The 22,905-nt window shown below is 69.8% G+C and carries 17 protein-coding genes; 7 read left to right on the top strand and 10 right to left on the bottom strand.

The window, feature by feature from the left end; genetic code table 11:
- Window positions 1-28: 28 nt before the first annotated feature.
- The 6 genes from VPH43_RS18555 to VPH43_RS18530 are packed head-to-tail and all read right to left on the bottom strand — an operon-like array spanning window position 29 to window position 11,275.
- The gene (locus VPH43_RS18555) at window positions 29-1,465 is read right to left on the bottom strand and encodes a circularly permuted type 2 ATP-grasp protein (RefSeq protein ID WP_328579223.1); all 1,437 of its coding nucleotides are present in this window, start codon (window positions 1,463-1,465) and stop codon (window positions 29-31) included.
- Between the two features lie 33 nt (window positions 1,466-1,498).
- Window positions 1,499-2,392, bottom strand: coding sequence for a transglutaminase family protein (locus tag VPH43_RS18550; RefSeq protein WP_328579222.1), 894 nt, complete (start codon window positions 2,390-2,392; stop codon window positions 1,499-1,501).
- A gap of 5 nt (window positions 2,393-2,397) precedes the next feature.
- Window positions 2,398-4,956 carry a circularly permuted type 2 ATP-grasp protein gene (locus VPH43_RS18545; RefSeq protein ID WP_328579221.1) on the bottom strand — a complete coding sequence of 853 codons (2,559 nt, stop codon included), beginning with the start codon at window positions 4,954-4,956 and terminating at the stop codon, window positions 2,398-2,400.
- Between the two features lie 24 nt (window positions 4,957-4,980).
- Window positions 4,981-8,346: a transglutaminase family protein gene (locus tag VPH43_RS18540; RefSeq protein WP_328579220.1), complete on the bottom strand. Its 3,366-nt coding sequence runs from the start codon at window positions 8,344-8,346 to the stop codon at window positions 4,981-4,983.
- 50 nt (window positions 8,347-8,396) lie between these two features.
- Window positions 8,397-10,874 carry a DNA internalization-related competence protein ComEC/Rec2 gene (locus VPH43_RS18535; RefSeq protein ID WP_328579219.1) on the bottom strand — a complete coding sequence of 826 codons (2,478 nt, stop codon included), beginning with the start codon at window positions 10,872-10,874 and terminating at the stop codon, window positions 8,397-8,399.
- Window positions 10,826-11,275, bottom strand: a complete 450-nt coding sequence (locus VPH43_RS18530; RefSeq protein ID WP_328579218.1) for a response regulator — start codon at window positions 11,273-11,275, stop codon at window positions 10,826-10,828. Before VPH43_RS18530 ends, VPH43_RS18535 begins: the two co-directional genes overlap by 49 nt.
- 146 nt (window positions 11,276-11,421) lie before the next feature.
- Between VPH43_RS18530 and VPH43_RS18525 the strand changes: the two genes are divergently transcribed.
- Genes VPH43_RS18525 through VPH43_RS18515 form a run of 3 tightly spaced genes read left to right on the top strand, consistent with a single transcriptional unit; the run spans window position 11,422 to window position 13,753 of the window.
- Window positions 11,422-11,886, top strand: a complete 465-nt coding sequence (locus tag VPH43_RS18525; protein WP_328579217.1) for a RidA family protein — start codon at window positions 11,422-11,424, stop codon at window positions 11,884-11,886.
- Window positions 11,887-12,390, top strand: a complete 504-nt coding sequence (locus VPH43_RS18520) for a disulfide bond formation protein B (RefSeq protein ID WP_328579216.1) — start codon at window positions 11,887-11,889, stop codon at window positions 12,388-12,390.
- A gap of 46 nt (window positions 12,391-12,436) precedes the next feature.
- Entirely contained in the window at window positions 12,437-13,753 is a 1,317-nt protein-coding gene (locus VPH43_RS18515; protein ID WP_328579215.1) for an MFS transporter, read from the top strand.
- On the opposite strand, the gene VPH43_RS18510 is transcribed toward VPH43_RS18515, so the two are convergent.
- Window positions 13,691-14,050 (bottom strand): DUF1850 domain-containing protein, encoded by a 360-nt coding sequence (locus VPH43_RS18510; RefSeq protein WP_328579214.1) that lies wholly within the window; start codon window positions 14,048-14,050, stop codon window positions 13,691-13,693. The genes VPH43_RS18515 and VPH43_RS18510 overlap by 63 nt on opposite strands.
- Window positions 14,050-14,982 (bottom strand): TAXI family TRAP transporter solute-binding subunit, encoded by a 933-nt coding sequence (locus tag VPH43_RS18505; protein ID WP_328579213.1) that lies wholly within the window; start codon window positions 14,980-14,982, stop codon window positions 14,050-14,052. The genes VPH43_RS18510 and VPH43_RS18505 overlap by 1 nt, the downstream gene beginning before the upstream one ends.
- Window positions 14,983-15,102: 120 nt before the next feature.
- Between VPH43_RS18505 and VPH43_RS18500 the strand changes: the two genes are divergently transcribed.
- The 4 genes from VPH43_RS18500 to VPH43_RS18485 all read left to right on the top strand — a co-directional run bounded on the left by VPH43_RS18500 (window position 15,103) and on the right by VPH43_RS18485 (window position 21,215).
- Window positions 15,103-17,082, top strand: a complete 1,980-nt coding sequence (locus tag VPH43_RS18500) for an ATP-binding protein (protein ID WP_328579212.1) — start codon at window positions 15,103-15,105, stop codon at window positions 17,080-17,082.
- Between the two features lie 218 nt (window positions 17,083-17,300).
- Window positions 17,301-18,527, top strand: a complete 1,227-nt coding sequence (locus VPH43_RS18495; RefSeq protein WP_328579211.1) for an acetylornithine transaminase — start codon at window positions 17,301-17,303, stop codon at window positions 18,525-18,527.
- Window positions 18,528-18,585: 58 nt separating this feature from the next.
- The gene (locus VPH43_RS18490) at window positions 18,586-19,926 is read left to right on the top strand and encodes a TldD/PmbA family protein (RefSeq protein ID WP_328579210.1); all 1,341 of its coding nucleotides are present in this window, start codon (window positions 18,586-18,588) and stop codon (window positions 19,924-19,926) included.
- 11 nt (window positions 19,927-19,937) lie between these two features.
- Window positions 19,938-21,215, top strand: coding sequence for a metallopeptidase TldD-related protein (locus tag VPH43_RS18485; RefSeq protein ID WP_328579209.1), 1,278 nt, complete (start codon window positions 19,938-19,940; stop codon window positions 21,213-21,215).
- Between the two features lie 9 nt (window positions 21,216-21,224).
- Here VPH43_RS18485 and VPH43_RS18480 read toward each other — a convergent pair whose 3' ends face one another.
- Both VPH43_RS18480 and VPH43_RS18475 read right to left on the bottom strand, forming a co-directional pair.
- A complete protein-coding gene (locus VPH43_RS18480) occupies window positions 21,225-21,746 on the bottom strand; it encodes a GNAT family N-acetyltransferase (RefSeq protein WP_328579208.1) in 522 nt (173 codons plus the stop codon).
- A gap of 44 nt (window positions 21,747-21,790) precedes the next feature.
- Window positions 21,791-22,846, bottom strand: a complete 1,056-nt coding sequence (locus VPH43_RS18475; RefSeq protein ID WP_328579207.1) for a 2-oxoacid:ferredoxin oxidoreductase subunit beta — start codon at window positions 22,844-22,846, stop codon at window positions 21,791-21,793.
- Window positions 22,847-22,905 lie beyond the last annotated feature (59 nt).

Raw genomic sequence — 22,905 nt, 5'->3', positions numbered from 1 at the left:
CGAATGTGAGCGTGGGGGTTGTCCATCTCTAGCTCTCCAGGACCCACGTGTCTTTGGTACCGCCGCCCTGGCTGGAATTGACCACCAGGGAGCCTTCCTTCAGCGCCACGCGGGTGAGCCCGCCCGGCACCATCTGCACTGTCTTGCCCGACAGCACGAAGGGCCGCAGGTCGATGTGGCGCGGCGCGATGCCGCTGTCCACGAAGGTGGGGCAGGTGGACAGCGCCAGCGTGGGCTGCGCGATGTAGTTGCTCGGGTTGGCGATCAGTGCGCCGCGGAAGGCCTCGATCTCCGCCTTGCTGGCCGCCGGCCCCACCAGCATGCCGTAGCCGCCGGCGCCGTGCACCTCCTTGACGACCAGTTCGTCCAGGTGGCCGAGCACGTACTTCAGGTCCTCGTCCTCACGGCACAGCCAAGTGGGCACGTTGTTCAGGATGGGTTTTTCGCCGAGGTAGAACTCGATCATCTTGGGCACGTAGGGGTAGATGGACTTGTCGTCCGCCACCCCGGTGCCGATGGCATTGGCCAGCATCACGTTGCCGGCGCGGTACACGCTCAGCAGGCCGGCGCAGCCGAGCGTGGAATCGGGCCGGAACACCAGCGGGTCCAGGAAGTCGTCGTCGACCCGCCGGTAGATCACGTCCACCCGCTTGGGGCCCTGCGTGGTGCGCATGAAGACGAAGTTGTCCTTGACGAACAGGTCCTTGCCTTCGACCAGCTCCACGCCCATCTGCTGTGCGAGGAAGGCGTGTTCGAAGTAGGCGCTGTTGTACATGCCCGGGGTGAGCAGCACCACGGTGGGCTCGTTCACGCTGGGTGGCGCCACCGCGCGCAGGGTGTCCAGCAACAGGTCGGGATAGTGGGCCACCGGTGCCACGCGGTGCGCGCTGAACAGGTCGGGGAACAACCGCATCATCATCTTGCGGTTCTCGAGCATGTAGCTCACGCCGCTGGGCACGCGCAAGTTGTCCTCCAGCACGTAGTAGCTGCCCGAGCCGTCGGCATTGGCCGCACGCACGATGTCGATGCCGGAGATGTGGGAGTACACGCCGCCGGGCACGTCCACGCCCTGCATCTCCGGGCGGTACTGCGCATTGCGGAACACCTGCTCGGCCGGCACGATGCCCGCCTTGACGATGGCCTGCTCGTGGTACACGTCGTGGATGAAGCGGTTGAGCGCGGTCACGCGCTGGCGCAGGCCCTGCTCCATCTCACGCCATTCGGCGCTGGGGATCACGCGGGGAATGAGGTCGAAAGGGATCAGCCGCTCGGTGCCCGCGCCGTCCTCGTCCTTGGCGCCGTACACCGCGAAGGTGATGCCGACGCGGCGGAAGATCATCTCGGCTTCTTCGCGCCGCGCATGCATCACCTCGCGCGGCTGGCCCGCCAGCCAGCGGTCGTAGATCCGGTAGTGCTCCCGCACCGCGTCGGGGGCGGCCTGCATCTCGTCGAAGCTGGGCTTCATGGGTCTCGTCTCCTCAGGCCACTCTAGCAACTTCTAGTCCAACCGTACCGTGTTCACACGCACCGTGAGGGTGTGCCGGCCGCCACCGCGGATCACCCCGCGCAGCGGCGTCACGTCGCCATAGTCGCGGCCGACGGCCAGGCGCACATGCTCGGTGGAGGGCAGCAGGTTGTTGGTGGGGTCCAGCTCGAACCAGTCGCCCGGCACGCCCGGACAGTACACCGACACCCAGGCATGCGAGGCGTCCGCCCCCTGCAGCGCTGCCATGCCCGGCAGCGGCGTGGTCAGCAGGTAACCGCTGACATAGCGGGCCGCCAACCCGACCGAGCGGAGCGCACCGATCATCAGGTGCGCGAAGTCCTGGCACACGCCGCGCCGCTGCACCAGCACCTGCTGCAGCGGGGTGTCCACTGCGGTGCTGGCGGTTTCATAGCGGAAGTCGAGGTGGACCTGCTGCATCAGCGCGATGGCGGCTTCGCCCAGAGCGCGCCCGGGTGTGAACACCTCGGCCGCCAACTCGCGCAAGGCGGCCAGGCGCGGTACATAGGGTGAGGGTGCGGTGAACTCCGCCGCCGGCTCGAAGGGTGCACCGGCATGGAACACCAGCCGATCGCGCACCGCTTCCCAGGCCACGGTGGCCGCGGGATCGAAGGCCGCCGGCGCCACCAGCCGCACCCGGCTGCGCGCCGCCACCCGCAGCGCCGCATGGGGGCTGTGCACGCTGAACAGCACGCGCTGGTTGCCGAACACGTCGCGCCCGCTCGCATGGTGCGAGGGCGGCGGCTCCACCACCATCTCGAACGCTTCCACCTGCTGTCGTTCGTCCTCCAGCGGGCGCAGGAAGGCCACATGCTGCGCCTGCTCCACCGGCCAGGCATAGGCGTAGTGGGTGTCGTGTTCGACCTGGAGCACCGCGCTGGTCACCATCCCTCCTAGATTTGCTGGAGCTGGTCGCCACCGTCGGCATGGGCGAAATAGCGGTGGCCGATGTCGTCGGACAGCTGTGCGCCCGCTTCGGCCAGCTGGGTGGCCATGGCGGCCAGCCGCTGCGCCAGCGGCTCATCGCCCAGCGTGCGCAGTTCGTCCAGCGTGAGGCCCGTGCCCTGGCGCGGCAGGCGGGCGAGCAGCTCGTCCAGCGAGGCCACGGCGCCGGGCAGCTTGGCGCATTCGTTGCGCAGGCGGCGCAGCACGCAGGCCCAGGCGCGCGGGTTGGAGTTGTCCAGCACCAGCAGGTCGGTGAGTGCGATCAGGTCCTGGTGGCGCTGGTAGCGCGCGCGGAAAGTGATGGTGCTGTCGAACAGGTCCAGCAGCAGGTCGATGCCCGCCGGATGGGCCAGCGCGCCGCCTTCGAGCAAGGTGCCCAGTTGGTTGCTCACGCCGATCAGGCGCTCGATGAAGCGGCCCACGGTGAGCAGGCGCCAGCCGTGGTCGCGCGTCATGCGGTCGCTTTGTGCGCCGGTGATCGCCGCCAGCTGCACCGCCAGCGCGTCCAGCGCCGGCAGCACCTGCGCCACCGCCGGCACGCCGCCCGCCGCCAGCGTGCCGCCCAGGCGCTCGCGGAAGCTCTCGGCCATGGTGCGCACCAGGCCCCAGTGCTCGGGCGACAGGCGATCGCGCAAGGCACCGGCGGCGCCGGCCAGTGCTTGCAGGTTGAAGCCGATGCTGGTGGCACCCTGAGCGTCGCCCAGGGCGGCCAGCACGGCCCGTTCGAACACCTGCGGCGAGCGTGTGGCCGACGGTGTGCCGGCGGGTGCGAGGCCACTGTGTTCGGCCAGGGCGGACAAGGCGGCCAGCACCTCCGGCGGTGCGTCGGCATCGGCGTCCACCAGATTCAGCGTGGCGCGCGCCAGGCGCACCAGCTGCTCGGTGCGTTCGGTGTAGCGGCCGAGCCAGAACAGGTTCTCGCCGGTGCGGCTGGACACCGGCCGGTGCCGCGCCGTGATGTCGTCCACCGACAGCCGCTGCGGCAGCATCGAGAAGGTGTCCACCGGGCCGTTGGTCATCACCCAGGTGTCCAGGCTGGAGCCGCCTTGCTGCATGGACACGCTGTGCGCAGGCCCGGTGGCCACGCGCGTCATGCCGCCCGGCAGCACATGCCAGTGCCCGGCGCCATCGGCCACCGCGTACACCCGCAGCAGCGAGGGCGTGGGCTGCACCCGGCCGCGCTGCCACAGCGGCGTGTGCGACAGCGGCATGCGCGCCTGCACGGTCCACGCCTGCGGGTCGGCTTCAATGCGCGCGGCCCAGCTGCCCGAGTCGGCCGCATGCGGCAGCAGCCGCTCGTCCCCGCGGCGTGGGAAGCTGCGCCGCACCAGCTTGTCGTCGAGCCCGCCGCGCACCGCCTCCCAGGCGGCCGGCTCGCCGCACCACCACGAAGGCAGCGACGGCATCGCCAGCGCCTGCCCCAGCAGCCGCTCGCACACCGCCGGCATGAAGCCCTGGATGGCGGGCGATTCGAGGAAGCCGCTGCCCAGTGCATTGGCCATCACCACCGTACCGGCGCGCACGGCCTGCAGCAGGCCCGGCACGCCAAGGGTGGAATCGGCCCGCAGCTCCAGCGGGTCGCAGTAGTCGTCGTCCAGCCGGCGCATCACGCCGTGCACCGGCTCGAGGCCTTCGACCGTCTTCAGGTACAGGCGCTCGCCCTTGACCATCAGGTCACCGCCTTCGACCAGCGGCAGGCCGAGGTAGCGTGCCAGGTAGGCGTGCTCGAAATAGGTTTCGTTGTGCGGCCCGGGCGTGAGCAGCACGATGCGCGGCGGCACGCCCGCCTGCTGGCGCGCCAGCGCCTCCACCGTGTCCAGCAGGCGGCGGTAGCTGGAGGCGATGTGCTGCACCCGCATCTCGCGGAAGGCATCCGGGAACGCACGCGACACCAGCAGCCGGTTGTGCAGCACATAACCCAGGCCCGACGGCCCTTGCGTGCGCTGCGCCAGCGTCCACCAGCGGCCATCGGGCCCGCGCGCGATGTCGAACGCCACGATGTGCAGGTGCAGCCTGCCGGGCGGCACCACGCCGTGCAACGGCCGCAGGTAGCCGGGGTGGCGGAACAGCAGCGCCGGCGGCAGCAGGCCGTCATGCAGCAGGCGGCGCGGGCCGTACAGGTCGGCCAGCATGGTGTTCAGCAGCTCGGCGCGCTGCACCACGCCTTGTTCGATCACGGCCCAGTCGGCCGGCTCGATCAGCGCGGGCAGCAGCTCCAGCGACCAGGGGCGTGCGGCCGAGCCCTGCTCGCTGTAGACGTTGTGCGTGATGCCGTCGGTGCGGATCTGCTGCGTCAGCCCCGCAGCCGCCTGGTCCAGGCCCGCACCGCCTTGGCTGCCGGCCCACTGGAAGAAACGCTGCCAGCGCTCACGCAGTCGGTCGGGCGACTCGCGCAGTTCGTCGAAGGCACCGCCGGGCACCGGGCCGGCATGGCGCAGCACCTCGGTGGCCAGGCCGGCGCCGGCGGCGGAGTCGGTGTGCAGCGGCAGCGGCGAGGTGTGGGCCATCGATCGTGGGGCGATGGCGGCCGGTCAAGGCCGCCGCAGGTCGAGCGTGAAGGGGAACTCCAGGCTGGGCGAGGCCGGTTCCACCTGCACCGTGCCCGGCGTGTGGCCGAACTTGAAGAAGCGGGCCAGCCGCCGGCTTTCGGCCTCGTAGGCGTTGACCGGGAAGGTGTCGTGGTTGCGCCCGCCGGGGTGCGCCACATGATATCGGCAGCCCCCGATCGAACGCTGCAGCCAGCGGTCCACGATGTCGATGGTCAGCGGCGCATGCGGCGGGATGGTGGGGTGCAGCGCGGACGACGGCTGCCAGGCGCGATAACGCACGCCGCATACGTGTTCGCCTTCGCGGCCGGTGGGCTGCAGCGGCAGCGCCCGTCCGTTCACCGTGATCACATGGCGGTTGCCGTTGAGGCCGCTCACCTTGAGCTCCAGCCGCTCCAGCGACGAATCGACATAACGCACGGTGCCGCCCGCACCCCCCTCCTCGCCCATCACATGCCAGGGCTCCAGCGCATTGCGCAGGGTGAGCTGCATCCCTTGCGTGGCCAGCTCGCCGATCAGCGGGAAGCGGAACTCGAAGTGCGGCGCGAACCAGGCCGGATCGAACGCGAAGCCGGCATGCTGCAGCTGCGCCAGCACGTCGTCGAAGTCCTGCTGCACGAAGCTGGGCAGCACGAAGCGGTCGTGCAAGCTGGTGCCCCAGCGCGTGAGCCGCGTGCGCGCGGCCGGCCGGTACGGCGTGCGCCAGAACCAGGCCACCAGCGCGCGCAGCAGCAGCTGCTGGGTGAGGCTCATGCGCGCATGCGGCGGCATCTCGAAGGCACGCAGCTCCAGCAGGCCAAGGCGGCCGGTGGGGCCGTCGGGTGAGTACAGCTTGTCGATGCAGAACTCGGCGCGGTGGGTGTTGCCGGTCACGTCAATCAGCAGGTTGCGGAAGAGCCGGTCCACCAGCCAGGGCGGCACGTTGTCGCCACGCTCCTGCAGCTGCCGGTCCAGCTCGGTCAGCGCGATCTCCAGCTCGTAGACCTGGTCGTTGCGCGCTTCGTCCACCCGCGGCGCCTGGCTGGTGGGGCCGACGAACATGCCGGAGAACAGGTAGCTCAGCGACGGATGGTTGTGCCAGAACGCGAGCAGGCTGGCCAGCAGGTCGGGCCGGCGCAGGAAGGGGCTGTCGGCCGGCGTGGCGCCGCCCAGCACGAAGTGGTTGCCGCCGCCGGTGCCGGTGTGGCGGCCGTCCAGCATGAACTTCTCGGTGGACAGCCGCGTCTCGTGTGCCGCCTGGTACAGGAACTCGGTGTGGTCCACCAGCTCCTCCCAGTTGGCCGCGGGATGGATGTTGACCTCGATCACGCCGGGGTCCGGTGTGACCTGCAGCAGCTTCAGGCGCGGGTCGCGCGGCGGCGGATAACCTTCCAGCACCAGCGGCTGCTTCAGCTCGCGTGCGGTGGCCTCGATGGCCGCCAGCAGCGCCAGGTATTCCTCCAGGCGCGCCAGCGGCGGCATGAAGACATACAGCACCTGCGATTGGCCGCCATGCTGGCGCTCGGCCTTGGGGCCGTTGCCGCGCTGCGGGTCGCGCACTTCCACGCACAGCGCCGTGCGCACCAGGTCCTTGGCCGACTCGAAGCGCTGCGGTGGCGCAGCGTCCGGCTTGCTCGCGGGCAGGTGCGGCTGAAGCGTGACCACGCCGGACGTGGGAAGCGCCTGGCGGCCGGCGAACGGATCCTGCTCGATCACCTGCTGGCGCTCGCCCTCCTTGGCCCAGGGCAGTGCGTCCAGCGGCAGCCGGTAGCCCAAGGGCGAATCGCCGGGGATCAGGTACAGCCGTTCGTCGCGCAGGTGCCAGCGGCTGGTTTCCCAATCGGGCCCCTGCAGCTCGGCCGCGTCCTTGTGCTTGAGCGGCAGCACGTAACCCACCGGCTGGTCCAGGCCCTGACCGAAGACACGGCGCAGGCGGGCGCGTTCGAGCTCGTCGTCCAGGCGGGCGTCGAAGGGGTCCACGTTCACCGGCAGCTGGCGCTCGCGCCAGAGGTAGTAGAAGGTGTCCTCGTAGGCCGGCTGCACGGTGCTGCCGTCCAGCCCGAGCTGGCGCGTCAACGTGTCCATGAAGCGGCGCGCATCGGCGTCGGTGGCGTGGTGCGCCTGGCGTTCGTCGGCAAACAGCGCGGGGTCGTTCCAGCAGGGCTGGCCGTCGGCCCGCCAGGCAATCGACAAGGCCCAGCGCGGCAATTGCTCGCCGGGATACCACTTGCCCTGGCCGAAATGCAGGAAGCCGCCGCGGCCGTACTTGTCGCGCAGCAGGCTCACCAGGGATTGCGCGATGCCGCGCTTGGTGGGCCCGAGCGCGCTGGTGTTCCACTCTTCGCCATCGCGGTCGTCCACCGACACGAAGGTGGGCTCGCCGCCCATGGTGAGGCGCACGTCCTGCGCCTGCAGCTGCGCATCCACGCGCTCGCCCAGCGCCAGCACCTGCTGCCACTGCTGCTCGGTGTAGGGCTTGGTGACGCGCGGCGACTCATGCACCCGCGTGATCTCCATGTGGTGCGAGAAGGTCACCTCGCATTCGTCCACCGCGCCGGACACCGGCGCAGCGCTGGACGGCTCCGGCGTGCAGGCCACCGGGATGTGGCCCTCGCCGGCCATCAGCCCGGAGGTGGGATCCAGCCCGACCCAGCCGGCGCCGGGCAGGTACACCTCGCACCAGGCATGGAGGTCGGTGAAGTCCACCTCCGCGCCCGAGGGGCCGTCGAGCGACTTCACGTCGGGCTTCAGCTGGATCAGGTAGCCGGACACGAAGCGCGCCGCCAGGCCGAGCTGGCGCAGCGTCTGCACCAGCAGCCAACTGGTGTCGCGGCAGGAGCCGCTGGCCGTTTCCAGCGTGTGCTCCGCGGTCTGCACGCCGGGCTCCAGGCGGATCAGGTAGCGGATGTCGTTCTGCAGCCGCTGGTTGATGCCCACCAGGAAATCAATCGTGCGCTGTGGCTTGCGGTCGATGCTGTCGACGAAGGCCTTGAACTTCGGCGTGAGCTCGCCCGTCACCAGATACGGCGCCAACTCATGGCGCAGGCCGCTGGCATAGGCGAAGGGGAAGTTCTCGGCCTCGGGCTCCAGGAAGAAGTCGAACGGGTTGTAGACCGACATCTCGGCCACCAGGTCCACGGTGACCTTGAACTCGGTGGTCTTTTCCGGGAACACCAGGCGTGCCAGGTAGTTGGCGAACGGGTCCTGCTGCCAGTTGATGAAGTGCTGCACCGGCTCGATGCGCAAGGAGTACGACAGGATGGGCGTGCGGCAATGCGGCGCCGGGCGCAGGCGCACGACCTGGGGCGACAGCTGCACGCGCCGGTCGTAGCGGTAATGGGTGACGTGATTCAGCGCGACATGGATGGCCACAGGCAAGTTCCTTCGGGTGGGCGGATCCGCGCTTGCCGCAAGTTCCGGACCTATTCGGTGAAGTGCCAGTATCGGCGAGCCAGGTCGCGCTGGCATGCGCTTTCGTCGGCGCTCCACAGGAAGGCACCACAACGGTCGCTGCGCACCACCGCGATGCCGCGCTCGGCGTAACGCGCCATCACGTCGGGTGCCGGATGGCCGAAGCGACTGCGGTAGCCGGCCTGCACGATGGCCAGGCGCGGCGCCACCGCATCCAGGAAGGCGGGTGTGGACGAGGTGCGGCTGCCATGGTGGGGTACCAGCATCAGCTCGCTGTGCAAGCTGGCGTTGCCGCCCGCGGCCAGCATCAGCGCCTCCTGGGCGGCCTCGGCATCGCCGGTGAGCAATACGCTGTGGCCGGCCGCGTCCTCCACGCGCAGCACGCAGCTGAGCGCGTTGGGCTTGGGCGGCTTGGTGCCGGGCGGTGGCGGTTGCAGCGCCTGGGCCGATGGATGCAGCACGGTGAAGCGCACGCCATCCCACTGCCACTGCTGCCCGGCCTGGCAGGGCGTGTGCTGCACGCCCTTGGCCAGCAGCGCGTGGCCGGGCGGCAGAGAGCTGCTGAGCGCACTTACCGGCCAATGCGCCAGCAGGCTGGCGGCACCGCCCACATGGTCGGTGTCGCTGTGGCTAAGCATCAGCAGGTCCAGCGGCTCGGTGCCGCGCAGGCGCAGCAGCGGCAGCAGCACGCGATCGCCGGCGTTGCTCTCCGGCGAATACTGCGGGCCGGTGTCGTACAACAGCTGGTGCGAGCGGGTGCGCAGCAGCACCGCAGTGCCCTGCCCCACGTCGGCTGCCAGCAGTTCGTAGCGGCCGTGAGGTGGCTGCGGCACCGCCGGCCATAACAGCGGAAGCGCCAAGGGCATGGCCAGAAGCCGCCATCTCCACGGCAAGGGCAACAGCAGCAGTGCGCCCGCCAACAGGCCCGCGGCCTGCGCCCAGGCTGGCGCCTGCGGCACCGTCCATACCGCGCCCGGCAGCGCCACCAGCCAGCCCAGCAGCCCGGCCAGCGCCTGCACCACCCAGGCATCCAGCTGCCACAGCGGCGGCAGCAACAGGCCCAACAAGGCCAGCGGCGTGATGACCAGTGTGACCAGTGGAATCGCCACCAGGTTGGCCACGAAGCCGACCAGCGACAGCTGCTGGAAGAACACCAGCGTCAAGGGCGCCAGCCCGAGCGTGGCGATCGCCTGGGTGCGCACGCCCTCGCGAAGCGCGCGCGCAGCACCCGCGATGGCGGGATGCCAGCGCCCCGCCGGCGCCGACGGCGAAGGCGCCGCCCCGGGCGCTGACGACATCAGCAGCGCCACCGCCACAAAGGACAACCAGAAGCCCACCTGCAACAGCGCCCAGGGGTCGATGACCGTGACCACCGCCGCCGTCGCCAGCAGCACCAGCAGCCAGGGCCAGCGCGTGCCCATGCTGCACAGCGCCGCGGCCGTCAGCAGCATCCACACCGTGCGCTGCGAAGGCACACCCCAGCCGGACAGCAGCGCATAACCGGCCGCGGCCGCCACCCCGCCCCAGCGCGCCGCCCAGGGCGCCGGGCAGCGCAGCATCAGGCGGGCGCTGCGGCGCCAGGCCACGCCGATCAGCGTGCCGGCCAGCCAGGCGAACATGGTCACGTGCAGCCCGCTGATGCTCACCAGGTGCGCGATGCCGCTGGCGCGGAAGAGCTCCCAGTCCTCGCGCTCGATCGCACCCTGGTCGCCCACCGACAGCGCCGCCAGCACGCCGGCCGCACGGGGGTCGGGCACGCGTTCGAAGATGGCATCGCGCACCGACTGGCGCAGCCGCTGCAGCGCAAAGCCGGCGGCCTCCTCCAGCTGGCGCGCCGGCGTGGCGGGGGTGGCGCGCACATAACCGTTCGCGCGCACACCCTGCTCGAACAGCCACAGCTCCTGGTCGAAGCCGCCCGGGTTCATCGCGCCATGCGGCCGCTTCAGTCGCACCGGCAGTTGCCAGCGCTGGCCGGCGCGCAACTCCGCACGCGGATCATCCAGCGGGGTGTCGTCCTGCCAGTTGCGATACCAGCCGAGCGCCAGCAGCGGTGGCAGCTGCACCGGCTGGCCGCGCCACTGCGCACTGTCCACCCGGAAGAGGAAGCGGCTGCCAGAGGCGGACACCTGGGGCAGGCTCGCCACCACGCCGGTGACCATCAGGTTCTGGCCTTCCAGCGCAGTGGGCAGGCCATCGGCCAGGCGCAGCCCGGCGCGCCAGCCAGCCCAGGAAAAACCGACTGCGCCGACGGCCAGCATGGCGGCCAGCAACGCAGGCCACCCATGGCTCCGCGCGCGCCAGGCCAGGCCGACAAGGATGAACGCCGCGGACGCGATGCCGCCGTACAAGGCGGCTGACCACAGCGCCGGCTGCTGCAGTTGCAGCACCAGGCCACCCAGCCAGGCCAGCAGCACGCCGGCCAGGGCCGTGCCGGCGTAGGTCAGGCGGCTTGCCGGCCGATCGTGCCCGTGGACTCCTCCCGCTCCCATCGGCGCAGTGTAGAAGCCCGGTCCGACTCGGCCCGGCCCACCACGCGATAGATCTCTGCGCCCAACTTGGCGAGCATCAGCGGCTTGGTGACGAAGCCATCGGCGCCGGCCTCGAAACAGGCTGCACGGTCAGCGGGCGAATAGAAGGCGCTGGCCACGATGATCGGAAAGCGCGCCAGGCCCTCCTCACGCTGCAGCCGGCGCAGCTCGCGCGTGGCGGTGAGCCCGTCCATGCGCGGCATCTGCACGTCCATCAGCACGGCATTCGGCGGCCGCTTGGCGCACGCGGCCAGGGCGGCAAAACCGTCCTCGGCCACGCGCACTGCATAACCCAGGCGCTGCAGCATGCCGCCGATCAGCTGCTGCATCACCGGGTCGTCTTCGACGATGAGGAAATCCATGCGACAACCCCCTGCGCTGCATCATGAACCTCCCACATGACCGCTGCCAGACCCCCATTCGCCGAAGGGGCAAAAAGAGCCTGCGGGCACCGCAAATGCGTCGTGTAGCATCGCCGCTCATTGCCTTCTCCGCTTGCACAACAACCATGTCCAGCACCCCCCAAGACCGTCTCGCCGCCCTCGGCATCACGCTGCCGCCGGTGGCCGTTCCGGCCGCTGCCTACGTGCCCTTCGTGCGCACCGGCAACCTCGTCTTCCTGTCCGGCCACATCGCCAAGAAGGACGGCAAGCCCTGGGTGGGGCAGCTGGGCCTGACCATGGGCACCGACGAAGGCAAGGCCGCCGCGCGCGCAGTGGCCATCGACCTGATGGGCACCCTGCAAGCCGCGGTGGGGGACCTGTCCCAGGTCAAGCGCATCGTCAAGGTGCTGAGCCTGGTGAACAGCACGCCCACCTTCACCGAGCACCACCTGGTGACCAACGGCTGCTCCGAACTGCTGGGCGAGGTGTTCGGCCCCACGGTGGGCACGCATGCCCGTGCCGCCTTCGGCGTGGCGCAGATCCCCACCGGGGCCTGCGTGGAGATCGAGCTCATCGCCGAGGTGGCGTGAATGGGTTTGCTGGCCTTGCGTGAGCGGCCGGTGCTGCTGCTGGGCGGCAGCGCCGTGGTGTCCGTGGCCGCGATCGGGGCCGCCCTGGTGTCGCAGCATGTGTACGACATCCAGCCCTGCCCCTGGTGCGTGCTGCAGCGGCTGATCTTCGCGGTGATCGCGCTGGCCTGCGTGATCGGCCTGCTGATGCGCGGACGCACCGCACGCCGCATCGCCGGCGGCGCGGTGATCCTGCTGGCGATCGAAGGCATCGTGGCCGCGCTGTGGCAGCACTTCGTGGCCGCCGCATCGGCCTCGTGCAACCTCACCTTCGCCGACCGGGTGATGAACAGCCTGGGGCTGGACGCGATGCTGCCGGAGATCTTCCAGGCGCGCGCCAGCTGCGCCGACGCCGCGGTCAAGCTGCTGGGCGTGCCCTACGAGTTCTACAGCCTGGCCCTGTTCATCGGGCTGGGCGTGGCGGGTGCGCTGGTGCTGGTGCAGCCGATCGGGCGCGGGCGCTAGACAGCGGTTCGCCATCGGCAGGCGTCTTGCGCCGGCAGGAGCCGCGATGTGGAACAGAACCTCGCTCGGCTTGATGGCCGGATCTGCCCTTGCCGGCTTCAGCTTCTGGATCGACTTCCTCGCCATCCTGACCCTGGCCGCCTACGAGTACCGCGCCACGGCCGTCGAGATGGCGGGCATCAGCGCCCTGCTGCTGGTGCCAGGCATGCTGATCGGTCCGCTCGTCGGCCGGGGGGTGGACCGTGCACGACCGGCCCCCATCCTGCTGGTCACCTTGGTACTGCGCGCATCGGCCACTGTGCTGCTGCTGGCCGGCATGCCCTTGCCCTGGTTCTGCGCGCTGCTCGTACTGCGCTCCTTCGTGGCCGTGCCGGTGGAGCCGGCCAGCAACGTGCTGGTGTCGCGAACCATCGACCAGGCGGATGTGCAGCGGTATTTCGGCACCCTGGGCGTCCTGCGCAATGCCTCGAAGATCGCGGCGCCGGTGCTCGGCAGCGCCATTGCATCGCTGCTGGGGGAGCGGGCCTCGGTCGCTCTGTCTGTCCTGCTGACGTCCCTCGCACTCTGCTGCCTCGTGGTGGCGTTGCGGCAGCCGGGCCGATGGCTCGGTGAGCCATGCGTCGCAGACACCTCGAAAGGACGCCAGGCAGCCGAAGCGGCCACCACCGTCGCGCCGAAAAAACGGGCGCTGCTGCGGCAACTCCTGTGGACCGTGACGACGTATGCGTTCATGGTGTTTCTCATCAACAACCAATTGCCGGTGCTGCTGCACGGAGCAGGTTTCGACAAGGCACTGCTGGGCGTCCTGGTCTCCAGCTCCGGCGCGGGCGGCATCCTGGCCGCAAGCATCCTGAGCCGCCGCCGTCAACCTGAGGCAGATCCGATGCGGGCGACGGTGGTGTCGGTCGTGGCAGTGGCCGTCTGCTTCTGCCTGCTCGGCATCGCTTTCCTGTTGCCCACGGGCAGCGCAGAAGTGGCCGCCGCCGCCCTGTTCTTCCTCACCGGCCTGTTCTCTTCGGTGGAAGCGGTACGCGCCAACGTGGTGATCGTGCAGCAGTTTCCCGATGCCGTGGGCGCGGTCAGCGGCAAGGTGAGCGCCTTGCAAAGCGTGGCGATGCTGGCGGCGCCCTGGGTGGCGGCGCTGCTTCTGCCCTTCGTCTCCATGTCGGCCCTCTTTGCCATTGACGGTGGCATGGCCTTGCTCGTGCTGGGAGTGATCCACGCGGTGGCTTGGCGTGGCCGGGGCGCGGCGCCGCCGCACGCGGGCCCGGCAGACCCCGCGATGGCTGCGCCGGCCGAGTCAGGGACCGCAGCGACGCAGGCCGATCGCACTGCCCGCCGGCACGGGACGGCAGGTGCCTGAAGCGCAGGCGCGGTAACCCTTCGCGTGCCGCGAGTTGGCAAATTCAACGGCCGGCATCGCGGACGCAGCGGGCGCATGGCGCCACCAGCCGTCGGCCAGCACGGCGTCGGCCGGCGGCTCGACCCCGGCCCCGAGCCCGCGCACACCGACCTGGGCGAGCACCACGCCGGCTGGCGTGGCCTGGTACAGCTCCTCGATCCGGAAGTGTTCGACGCTGTGCTCCCACTCGATGCGCACCGGCCCTGCACTGCGCAGCCACAGCACTGTGCCAGCGGCCAGCCATACACACAGGTCCATCAGCGCAGAACCCCCATCTCTCGGAAATAGCGCTCGGCCCCGGGGTGCAAGGCGATCGGCCGGCTCGACAGGGCCGCGTCCCTCACGATGTCGCGGGCCGCCAGGTGGGAACGGCGCAGCTCGTCGAGGTGGCTGTAAAGCTGCTTCAGCGCCTCGTAGACCAGCGCGTCGGGCACGCCGCTGTGCGTGACCAGGAAGTTGATCAGTGCTGCGGTCGGGACGTCCTGCGCCTGGCCGGCATAAGTGTGTGCCGGCAGCGTGCCGGCAACGAACAGGCCGCCTGCCTTGGCCACCAGATCAGGTGTGATCGGCACGATGTCCACCGGCACCGAATCGGCCAGTTCGCTCACCGCCTTGACACCCAACCCCGCCGAGACGATCACGGCGTCGAGCTGGCCGTCGCGCATCAGCGCCACCGCGTCGTTGTAGGGCACGAAGTCGGCCCGCTTGAGGTCCGCGTAGCTGATGCTGGCCGCACCGAGCAGGGCGCGCGCATTGAGCTCGTTGCCACTGCGCGATGCACCCACCGACACACGCTTGCCCTTCAGGTCGTACACCGAGCGGATGCGGGCGCTCTTCAGCGCCACCACATGCAGGTAGTTGGGAAACAGCGCCGCGACCATGCGCAGCCGGTCGCGTGAGCTGGGAAACCCCGCCTCCACGTTGCCCTTGAAGGCCGCGGACATCACGTCGCCCTGGCCGAAGGCGAAGGTACCCCGCCGCTGCTGCAGCAGGTTGAAGTTCTCCACCGAGGCCTGGGTGGCCTGCACACTGACGTGGGCACCCGGGATGGTGCGTTCCCAGATCTTGCCGAGGGCGATGCCCATGGGGTAGTACACCCCGCCGGTGTTGCCGGTGAGCATGACGATGTCGGTGTCGGCGTGGGCCGCGGCCATCGCCAAACCCAGCAGGAGTGCGATCAAGGCTTGCATGGTTGACCCCCATGTTGTTCGGCCACACGATAGGGTACGCTTGCCCGGGGCGCCGGTCGAGTGCACACGGCCGGTCATCGGAGGGCCGATGTGTGCAACCACCAGAAGCAGGCTGCACGCATGCTCACTCGGTTGTCGATACGGCTGAAGGTGATGGTCGCGCCCCTGATCGTCATGCTGCTGTGCGTGGCGGTCTCGGCCGGCTCGATCTGGCTGCTGCGCGGCCAGGGCCAGGCGTTCCGCGAGGTGGTGGGCGGCGCCTTCGACACCGCCACCACCACCAGCCGGATGTCGCTGGCCGTGGCTGCCATCCACTCTGACGTGGTGCGCCACATCGACCTGCCCGGCAGCGACAGCGGCACCGAGGCGCGCGCCGAGCTGCGTGCCCGGCTGCCCGAACGCTTCGACAAGGTGGCATCGATGCTGCAGAGCATCGAGACCAACGCCATCTCGCTGGACGCGGACCTGCTCCATGCGATCGGCGAGTTCCTGTCGATCTACCGCATCGTCGCCACCCGCGCCATGCAGGACAAGCCCAATCCGGTGCTCGTGAGCAGCTTGATGGCCCACTACAGCCAGCTCGACACCTACCTCAACCAGCTGGCCGACATCACCACCCGTGCCGCGAAGGAGCGCCAGCAGCGCAGCGAAAGCTTCGTCGCGCGCTCGGTGAATCTGATGCTTTTCGCGGTGGCGACCGCCATAGCGCTCGGGCTGCTGGCCACCTGGTCGATCGGCCGCGCGATCTCCGCGCCACTGGTGCAGATGACCGACGTGATGTCGCGCCTGGCACAAGGCGAACATGAGGTGCACGTGCCCGCACGCGAACGGCTGGACGAGGTGGGCCGCATGGCCCAGGCGCTGGAGGCCTTCCGGCTCGCCAACGAGCGCCTGCGCATGCACGAGCGGGAGCTGGCCGAAATGGTGGACCGGCTCGCCGTGATGCGTGACCAGGCCGCCGAGGCCAGCCGTGCCAAGAGCGACTTCCTGGCCAGCATGAGCCACGAGCTGCGTACGCCGCTGAACGCCGTGCTGGGCTACGCGCAGCTGCTGCAATGGAACCCGGCCGCGCTCACCGCTCAGCAGCGCACGTCGCTCAAGACCATCGAGCAGGCTGGCCAGCACCTGCTGGAGCTGATCGACGAGATCCTGGACCTGTCTCGCATCGAGGCCGGCCGGCTGGAGCTTCACCTCACCCCGGTCGCGCTGCAGCCGTTCCTGCAGAGCATCGCCAACATCATCCGGGTGCGGGTCGAGCAGAAGGGCGTGCTGTTCTGCCACGAGGCCGAGGGCTTGCCCCCGGCCGTGATGGCGGACGAGCGGCGTCTGCGCCAGGTGCTGTTGAACCTGCTGAGCAACGCCGCCAAGTTCACCGACCACGGCAGCGTCACGCTGTGTGCGCGGGCCGAACGCGAAGATGCCGGCACCGTGCGGCTGGCGCTGGAGGTGACCGACACCGGCGTCGGCATCTCCCCCGCCGAACTGCGCACGCTGTTCCAGCCCTTCCAGCAGGTGGGTGACCAGCAGCGCCGCCGCGGCGGCACCGGGCTCGGCCTGGTGATCAGCCAGCAGCTGGTGCGCCACATGGGCGGCGAGCTCCAGGTGCACAGCGTGCCGGGCGAAGGCAGCCGTTTCGGCTTCGTCCTGCAGCTGGTGTCGGCCGGTACGCCGCAGCTCGCGGAGCACGACGCGCCCGTCGTGCTGGGCTATGAAGGGCCGCGCAAGCGGCTGCTGGTGGTGGACGACGTGCCCCAGAATCGCGCACTGCTGGCGGACATGCTGGGGCCACTGGGATTTGAGATCGAGGAGGCGGTCGACGGGGAGCAAGGTGTCGCGCGTGCAGCGGCGCATCCGCCGGACCTGGTCTTGATGGACTATGTGATGCCGGTGATGAACGGCCTGGAAGCCACGCGGCGCATGCGCCAGCTGCCGACGTTGCGCGACGTGCCCGTGATTGCGATCTCGGCCAGCGCGGTCAGCGATGGTCAAGCGCGCGCGCTGTCGGCCGGTGCCTCTGCCTTCATCACCAAGCCGTTCAAGGCCGGCGAGCTGCTGTCGCTGCTGGAGCAGCACCTGCACATCCGCTTCCTGCGCGCCTGAACCTCGGAGGCGCCGTGCAGCGCGCCAAACTGGGTTATGCTGCAGCGCATGAACGCCACCCAACGCAGCTTCTCGCGACGACTGTCCCGACGTCGACGTTGAGAGGTTTCGAGCGTTCACCCCCGAAGGCCACGAGACCCCTCGTGGCCTTTGTCATTGCGGTGATGCCCGAGGGGCCTGGTGCCTTCGTTTTCTCCTCCCTTCAGGAAGACGACACCATGCACGCCACCGCCCCTGCCCCCGCCATCACACCCTTCAGCGCCTACCCGGTGCAGTCGCTGATGACGGTGGCCCACAAACCCGCGCAGGTCTTCACCCGTGGCCGCGGCAGTTGGCTGTGGGACTCCGAAGGCCGACGCCACCTGGACCTGGTGCAGGGCTGGGCGGTGAACACCCTGGGCCACGCGGCGCCGGAGATCGCTGAAGCGCTCGCGGAACAGGCCACGCGCCTGGTGCAGGCCGGCCCGGGCCTGCACAACGACCGCGCGATCAAACTCGCCCATCGCCTGGCCGAGCTCAGCGGCCTGGAACGCTGCTTCTTCACCAGCAGCGGCGCCGAGGCGAACGAAGGCGCGATCAAGCTCGCCCGCAAGTACGGCCAGGTGCGCCGCGGCGGCGCCTTCGAGGTAATCACCTTCCACAACGCCTTCCACGGCCGCACCCTGGCCACCATGAGCGCGAGCGGCAAGCCAGGCTTCGACAAGCTCTTCGCGCCGCAGGTGCCCGGCTTTCCGAAGGCGAACCTCAACGACTTGGCGAGCGTGGCCGCATTGATCGGCCCGAACACGGTGGCGGTGATGCTCGAGCCGATCCAGGGCGAAGCCGGCGTGATCGAGGCCACGCCCGAGTTCCTGCGCGGCCTGCGTGCGATGTGCGACGAGCTCGGGCTGCTGCTGATCCTGGACGAAGTGCAGACCGGCATCGGCCGCACCGGCACGCTGTGGGGCCACAGCGAGGCCGGCATCCGGCCCGACATCATGACCCTGGGCAAGGGCCTGGGCGGCGGCGTGCCGATCGGCGCCTTGCTGGCACGCGAGGCCGTGAGCTGCTTCGCGCCCGGCGACCAGGGCGGCACCTACTGCGGCAATGCTTTGATGTGCGCGGTGGCGCTGGCCGTGCTGGACGCGCTGACCGAGCCCGGCTTCCTGCCTGCGGTGCAGGCGCGCGGCGCGCAGCTGCGCACGGGCCTGCAGGCGCTGGCCGACCGGCTCGGCACGGGCCGTGTGCGCGGCCGCGGCCTGCTGCTGGCGCTGGACCTGCCCCTGGCCGACCAGGCTGCCCAGGTGGCGGACGCGGCCCGCCAGCCCACCAATGCCAACACGCCCGGGCTGCTGGTCAACGCCGTGCGGCCACAGAGCCTGCGCTTCGTACCGGCCTTGAACATCGCCGGCGACGAGGTCGCACTCGCGCTGACGCTGCTGCAGAAAGCCCTGGTCGCCAGCTGATGCGCGTGGTGTGCCGATCTGCCTATCATCGGCACACCACAATGCACAGGGAGCTGGCATGACCTATGTCGAAACCCGACGCCATGAGCTGCGCAAACGCCGCCTGCTCATGGTGGACGGCAACCTCACGCTGAACTCGCAGACCGCCGACGCCGGCGCCAGTGCGCGCACCTACCAGGGCGGTTACTGGGGCTTTGCGGCCGCGCCCACGGCCGATGACGCGAGCGTGGAGCGGCTGCAGCGCCAGGCGCGCCAGAACGCTCAGGCCATGGCCCGCTTCGGGCAGAAGAGCGCGATGCCGCTGCCCGGCGGCAGCTACCGCGGCGAGCACGTGTTCCGCGGCCGGCCGGCCCTCTCGCAAAAGGATTGCGTGGACCGGCTCGCCGAGCTGAACGCATGGTGCAAGCGTGAATATCCTGGCCTGCGCTCGGCCAAGTTCGTGCTCTCCGACGAACACCACAGCAAGCGCCTGTCCACCAGCAACGGCAGCGAGGTGTTGAGCAGCATCCAGCGGGCGCTGTGCTACATCACCTTCACCGCCGAAGGCGCCGACGGTGCGCCGGTGGAGCTGATGGAACAGCTGTCGTGCAAGGGCAGCCTGGCGGACCTGGACCTGTCGATCGACACCCTTGCGCCGCGCCTGGACGAGCTGCACCGGCACCTGCAGGCCAAGCGCCAGGCCGTGCCCGCACGCGGCGGCCTGCACACCGTGGTGCTGGACGCATCGCTGGCGGGCATGCTGGCCCATGAGGCGATGGGCCATCCGTGCGAAGCCGACCTGGTGCTGGGCGGCGCCGTCACGCGCGACCTGGTGGGCCAGCGCGTGGCCAGCGACCTCATCACCATGGTGGACCTGGCGCACAGCTTCCGCGGCGAGGAAGTGATGATCCCGGTGTATGCCGACGACGAGGGCACGCCGGCGCGCGACGCGGTGCTCATCCGCAACGGCGTGCTCACCGAGTTCATGAACAGCCGTGAGACCGCTGGCCGCATGGAGCGCGAGCCCACCGGCAGCGCACGCGCCTACGCGCCCACCGACGAGCCGCTGGTGCGCATGCGCAACACCGCCATCCTGCCGGGCACCAGCCGGCTCGAGGACATGATCGCCGGCGTGGAGGACGGCTACCTGCTGCTGAAGACGGCCAACGGCCAGGCCGACTCGACCACCGAGTTCATGTTCGGCATCAGCCTGGCCTACGAGATCAAGGGCGGGCGCATCGGTGCCGCCATCCGCGACACCACCTTGTCGGGCTCGGCCATCAAGGTGCTGCAAAGCGCGGACGCGGTCTCCAGCGACATGGCCTGGAACTGCAGTGGCTATTGCGGCAAGAAACAACCGATGGTGGTGTCGATGGGCGGGCCCGCGTTGCGGGTGCGTGCGCATCTGGGAGGCCAGTGATGGAGTCGAGCATGTCTTTGCAGAACATTGCAGAGCAGGCGCTGGCCTGCATGCGCGAACAAGGGTTCGAGCACGCGCAGGTGTCCGCCAGCCGCACGGTGATGGACGAGCTGAACGTCAACCACAACGAACCCAGCCTGATGCGCAGCACCGAGATGCAGCGCCTGTCGTTGCTGGGCATCGTGGACGGCCGCATGGCCAGCACCGAGCTGGCCGACCTGGCGCCCGACGCGATGCGTGCGGCCGTGGCCGGGTTGTTCGCCGATGCGGGCTCCGCGCCGCAGGACGCAGCGAACGCCGTCTCCTCCGGCCAGGCCGTGCGCATCGAACAAGGCCCGCAGCAGGCCGACGTGCCGCTGCTGGCGGCCAAGGTGGGCGAGCTGCTGGAGTTCCGCGCCCGCGAGACGCCGAAGATGATGGTGGACGAGGCGAGCGCGCGCCACACGCTGCTGCGCAGCCACACGCTCACCACCGGTGGCAGCGACCTCTCCTGCAGCCTTGGCTGGTACGCCATCGACCTGTTCGGCACCGCGCGCGACGGCAAGCAGTCGAGCTCCTTCAACGAAACCGGCGGCTTCACCGACCAGCTGGCCGACCGCCATGCGGTGGAGCATTTCGGCATCGGCGAGATGCTGCGCGACACCGAGCAGCAGATCCACACCCAGCCGCTGGGCGGCCGCTTCACCGGCGACGTCGTGCTCACACCCAATGCCGTGAGCGCGCTGCTGGGCTGGCTGCTGGGGCAGCTGGGCGACACGCAGCTGATTGCCGGCAGCTCGCTCTACCGCCACAGCGTGGGCCAGGCCATCGCCTCGCCGCTGCTGCACCTGCGCAGCCGCTTCGACGCACCCGGTGTGGCCGCCATCTCCGCCGACGCCTTCGCCGCCGCGCCAGTGGAGCTGCTGCGCGCCGGCCAGCTGATGACGCTGACACCCAGCCTCTACGGCAGCCGCAAGACCGGGCTGCCGCACGTACCGGTGGCCTCGGCCGGCTGGGACCTGGACGCCGGCAGCACACCACGCAGTGAGCTGGTGGCCGGCGTGGCACGGGGTGCGCTCGTGGGCCGGCTGTCGATGGGCAACCCGGCCGCCAACGGCGACTTCTCCGGTGTGATCAAGAACAGCTTCGCCATCGTCGACGGCCAGGTGGGCCCGGCGCTGTCGGAGGTGATGATCAGCGGCAACATGGCGCAGATGCTGCGCGACGTGGTGGCCGTCAGCCGCGAGCGCATCGACACCGGCAGCGTGCGGCTGCCGTGGTTGCGCATCGGCAACCTGCACTTCTCCTGAGGCAGCGGCTCAGCCGTCCACCGGCTCGGCCGGCGTGTCCAGGGTGCGCTGGTAGAACGCCAGGTCCAGCCAGCGGCCGAACTTGAAGCCGGCCTGGCGCACCGTGCCGGCATGTTCGAAGCCGAGCTGCCGGTGCAGCGCGATGCTCGCGGCGTTGGTGGCGTCGATGCCGCCCACCATGACATGCACCTCGCGTTCACGCGCCTCGGCCACCAGCCGCTGCAGCAGCTGGCGCCCCAAGCCCTTGCCGCGGTGCTCACGCTGCACGTAGATCGAGTGCTCCACCGTGTACTTGTAGGCCGGCCAGGCGCGGAAGCTGCCGTAGCTGGCGAACGCGGCGAGTTCGCCGCTGTCCGTCTCCAGGCCGATCACCGGGTAGCCGTGCTGGCGCTTGGTGGCGAACCAGCCCACCATCGATTCCGGGGTCCGTGCGTGGTAATCCCACAGCGCGGTGGAGGTGGCGATCGCTTCGTTGAAGATCGTCAGGATGGCGAGGGCGTGCTCGGCTTCGGTGCAATGGATCAATCGCACGGCGTGCTCCGGAAGGACAACGCCGCCTAATGTAGTGGAGTGGTTCAGCGCAGGCCGGCGTTGATGCGCTCCAGCGCGGCCGATCCCGGGCAAAGTTGCGCCTCGGCCAGGCGGTTCAGCGGCGTGGCGGTGGTGTTCAGCGCGTCGTGCAGGTGGGTCGCCTGGGACTCGACATAGAGCAGGCCGGTGACCAGCTCGCCGTCCGCCTGGTGCTTGAGCAGCTGGGTCATCGCGGCCGTGCGGTCGCAGGGGTCGTGGTCATAACGCAGCTGGCGCAGCCGCATCACGCTGCCATCGGGCTGCGGCAGGTCCAGCACGGCGCCGGGTTCCAGCATGGCGCCCGGCACCGTATCCAAGGAAATGAAGTCGATGCGGTTCAGCGCCTCGTTGTGTTCGCGCACATGGTCATAGCTCTTGGTGCTGCCCGCATGGTTGTTGAAGGCCACGCAAGGGCTTACCACATCGATGAAGGCGGCGCCGCGGTGTTTCATCGCCCCCTTGATCAGCGGCACCAGCTGCTGCTTGTCGCCAGAGAACCCGCGCGCCACGTAGGTGGCCCCCAGCTGCAGCGCCATGGCCACCAGGTCCACCGGGTTGTCGCTGTTGAGCACGCCTTTCTTGCTTTGCGAGCCACGGTCGGCGGTGGCGGAGAACTGGCCCTTGGTGAGGCCGTAGACCCCGTTGTTCTCCACGATGTAGACCATGTCGACGCCGCGCCTCATCGCATGCGCGAACTGCCCCAGCCCGATGGACGCAGAATCGCCATCGCCCGAGATGCCGAGGTACAGCAGCTCGCGATTCGCCAGGTTGGCGCCGGTGAGCACGCTGGGCATGCGCCCATGCACGGTGTTGAAGCCATGCGAGGCGCCGAGAAAATAATCCGGCGTCTTGGAGCTGCAGCCGATGCCCGAGAGTTTGGCGACGCGGTGCGGCTCGATATCCAGCTCCCAGCAGGCCTGCACGATGGCCGCGGACACCGAGTCATGGCCGCAGCCGGCACAGAGCGTGGAGATCTTGCCTTCGTAGTCGCGCCGGGTGTAGCCGACGGCGTTGGGCTGCAGGCTGGGGTGGCGCAGTTTCGGCTTGGCGATGTAGGTCATGTCATTTCTCGGCTGTGGGGCTGACGCGCCCCATGCGACGGTTGGTGCGCGCCAAGGCC

Origin of the sequence: Ideonella sp. BN130291 (genome assembly GCF_036231905.1) — a bacterium.
In the GTDB taxonomy this organism is placed as follows: domain Bacteria; phylum Pseudomonadota; class Gammaproteobacteria; order Burkholderiales; family Burkholderiaceae_C; genus CAMLIZ01.
Note: the sequence above shows the minus strand (reverse complement) of the source record. Positions and strands in the feature narration are given on the sequence as shown.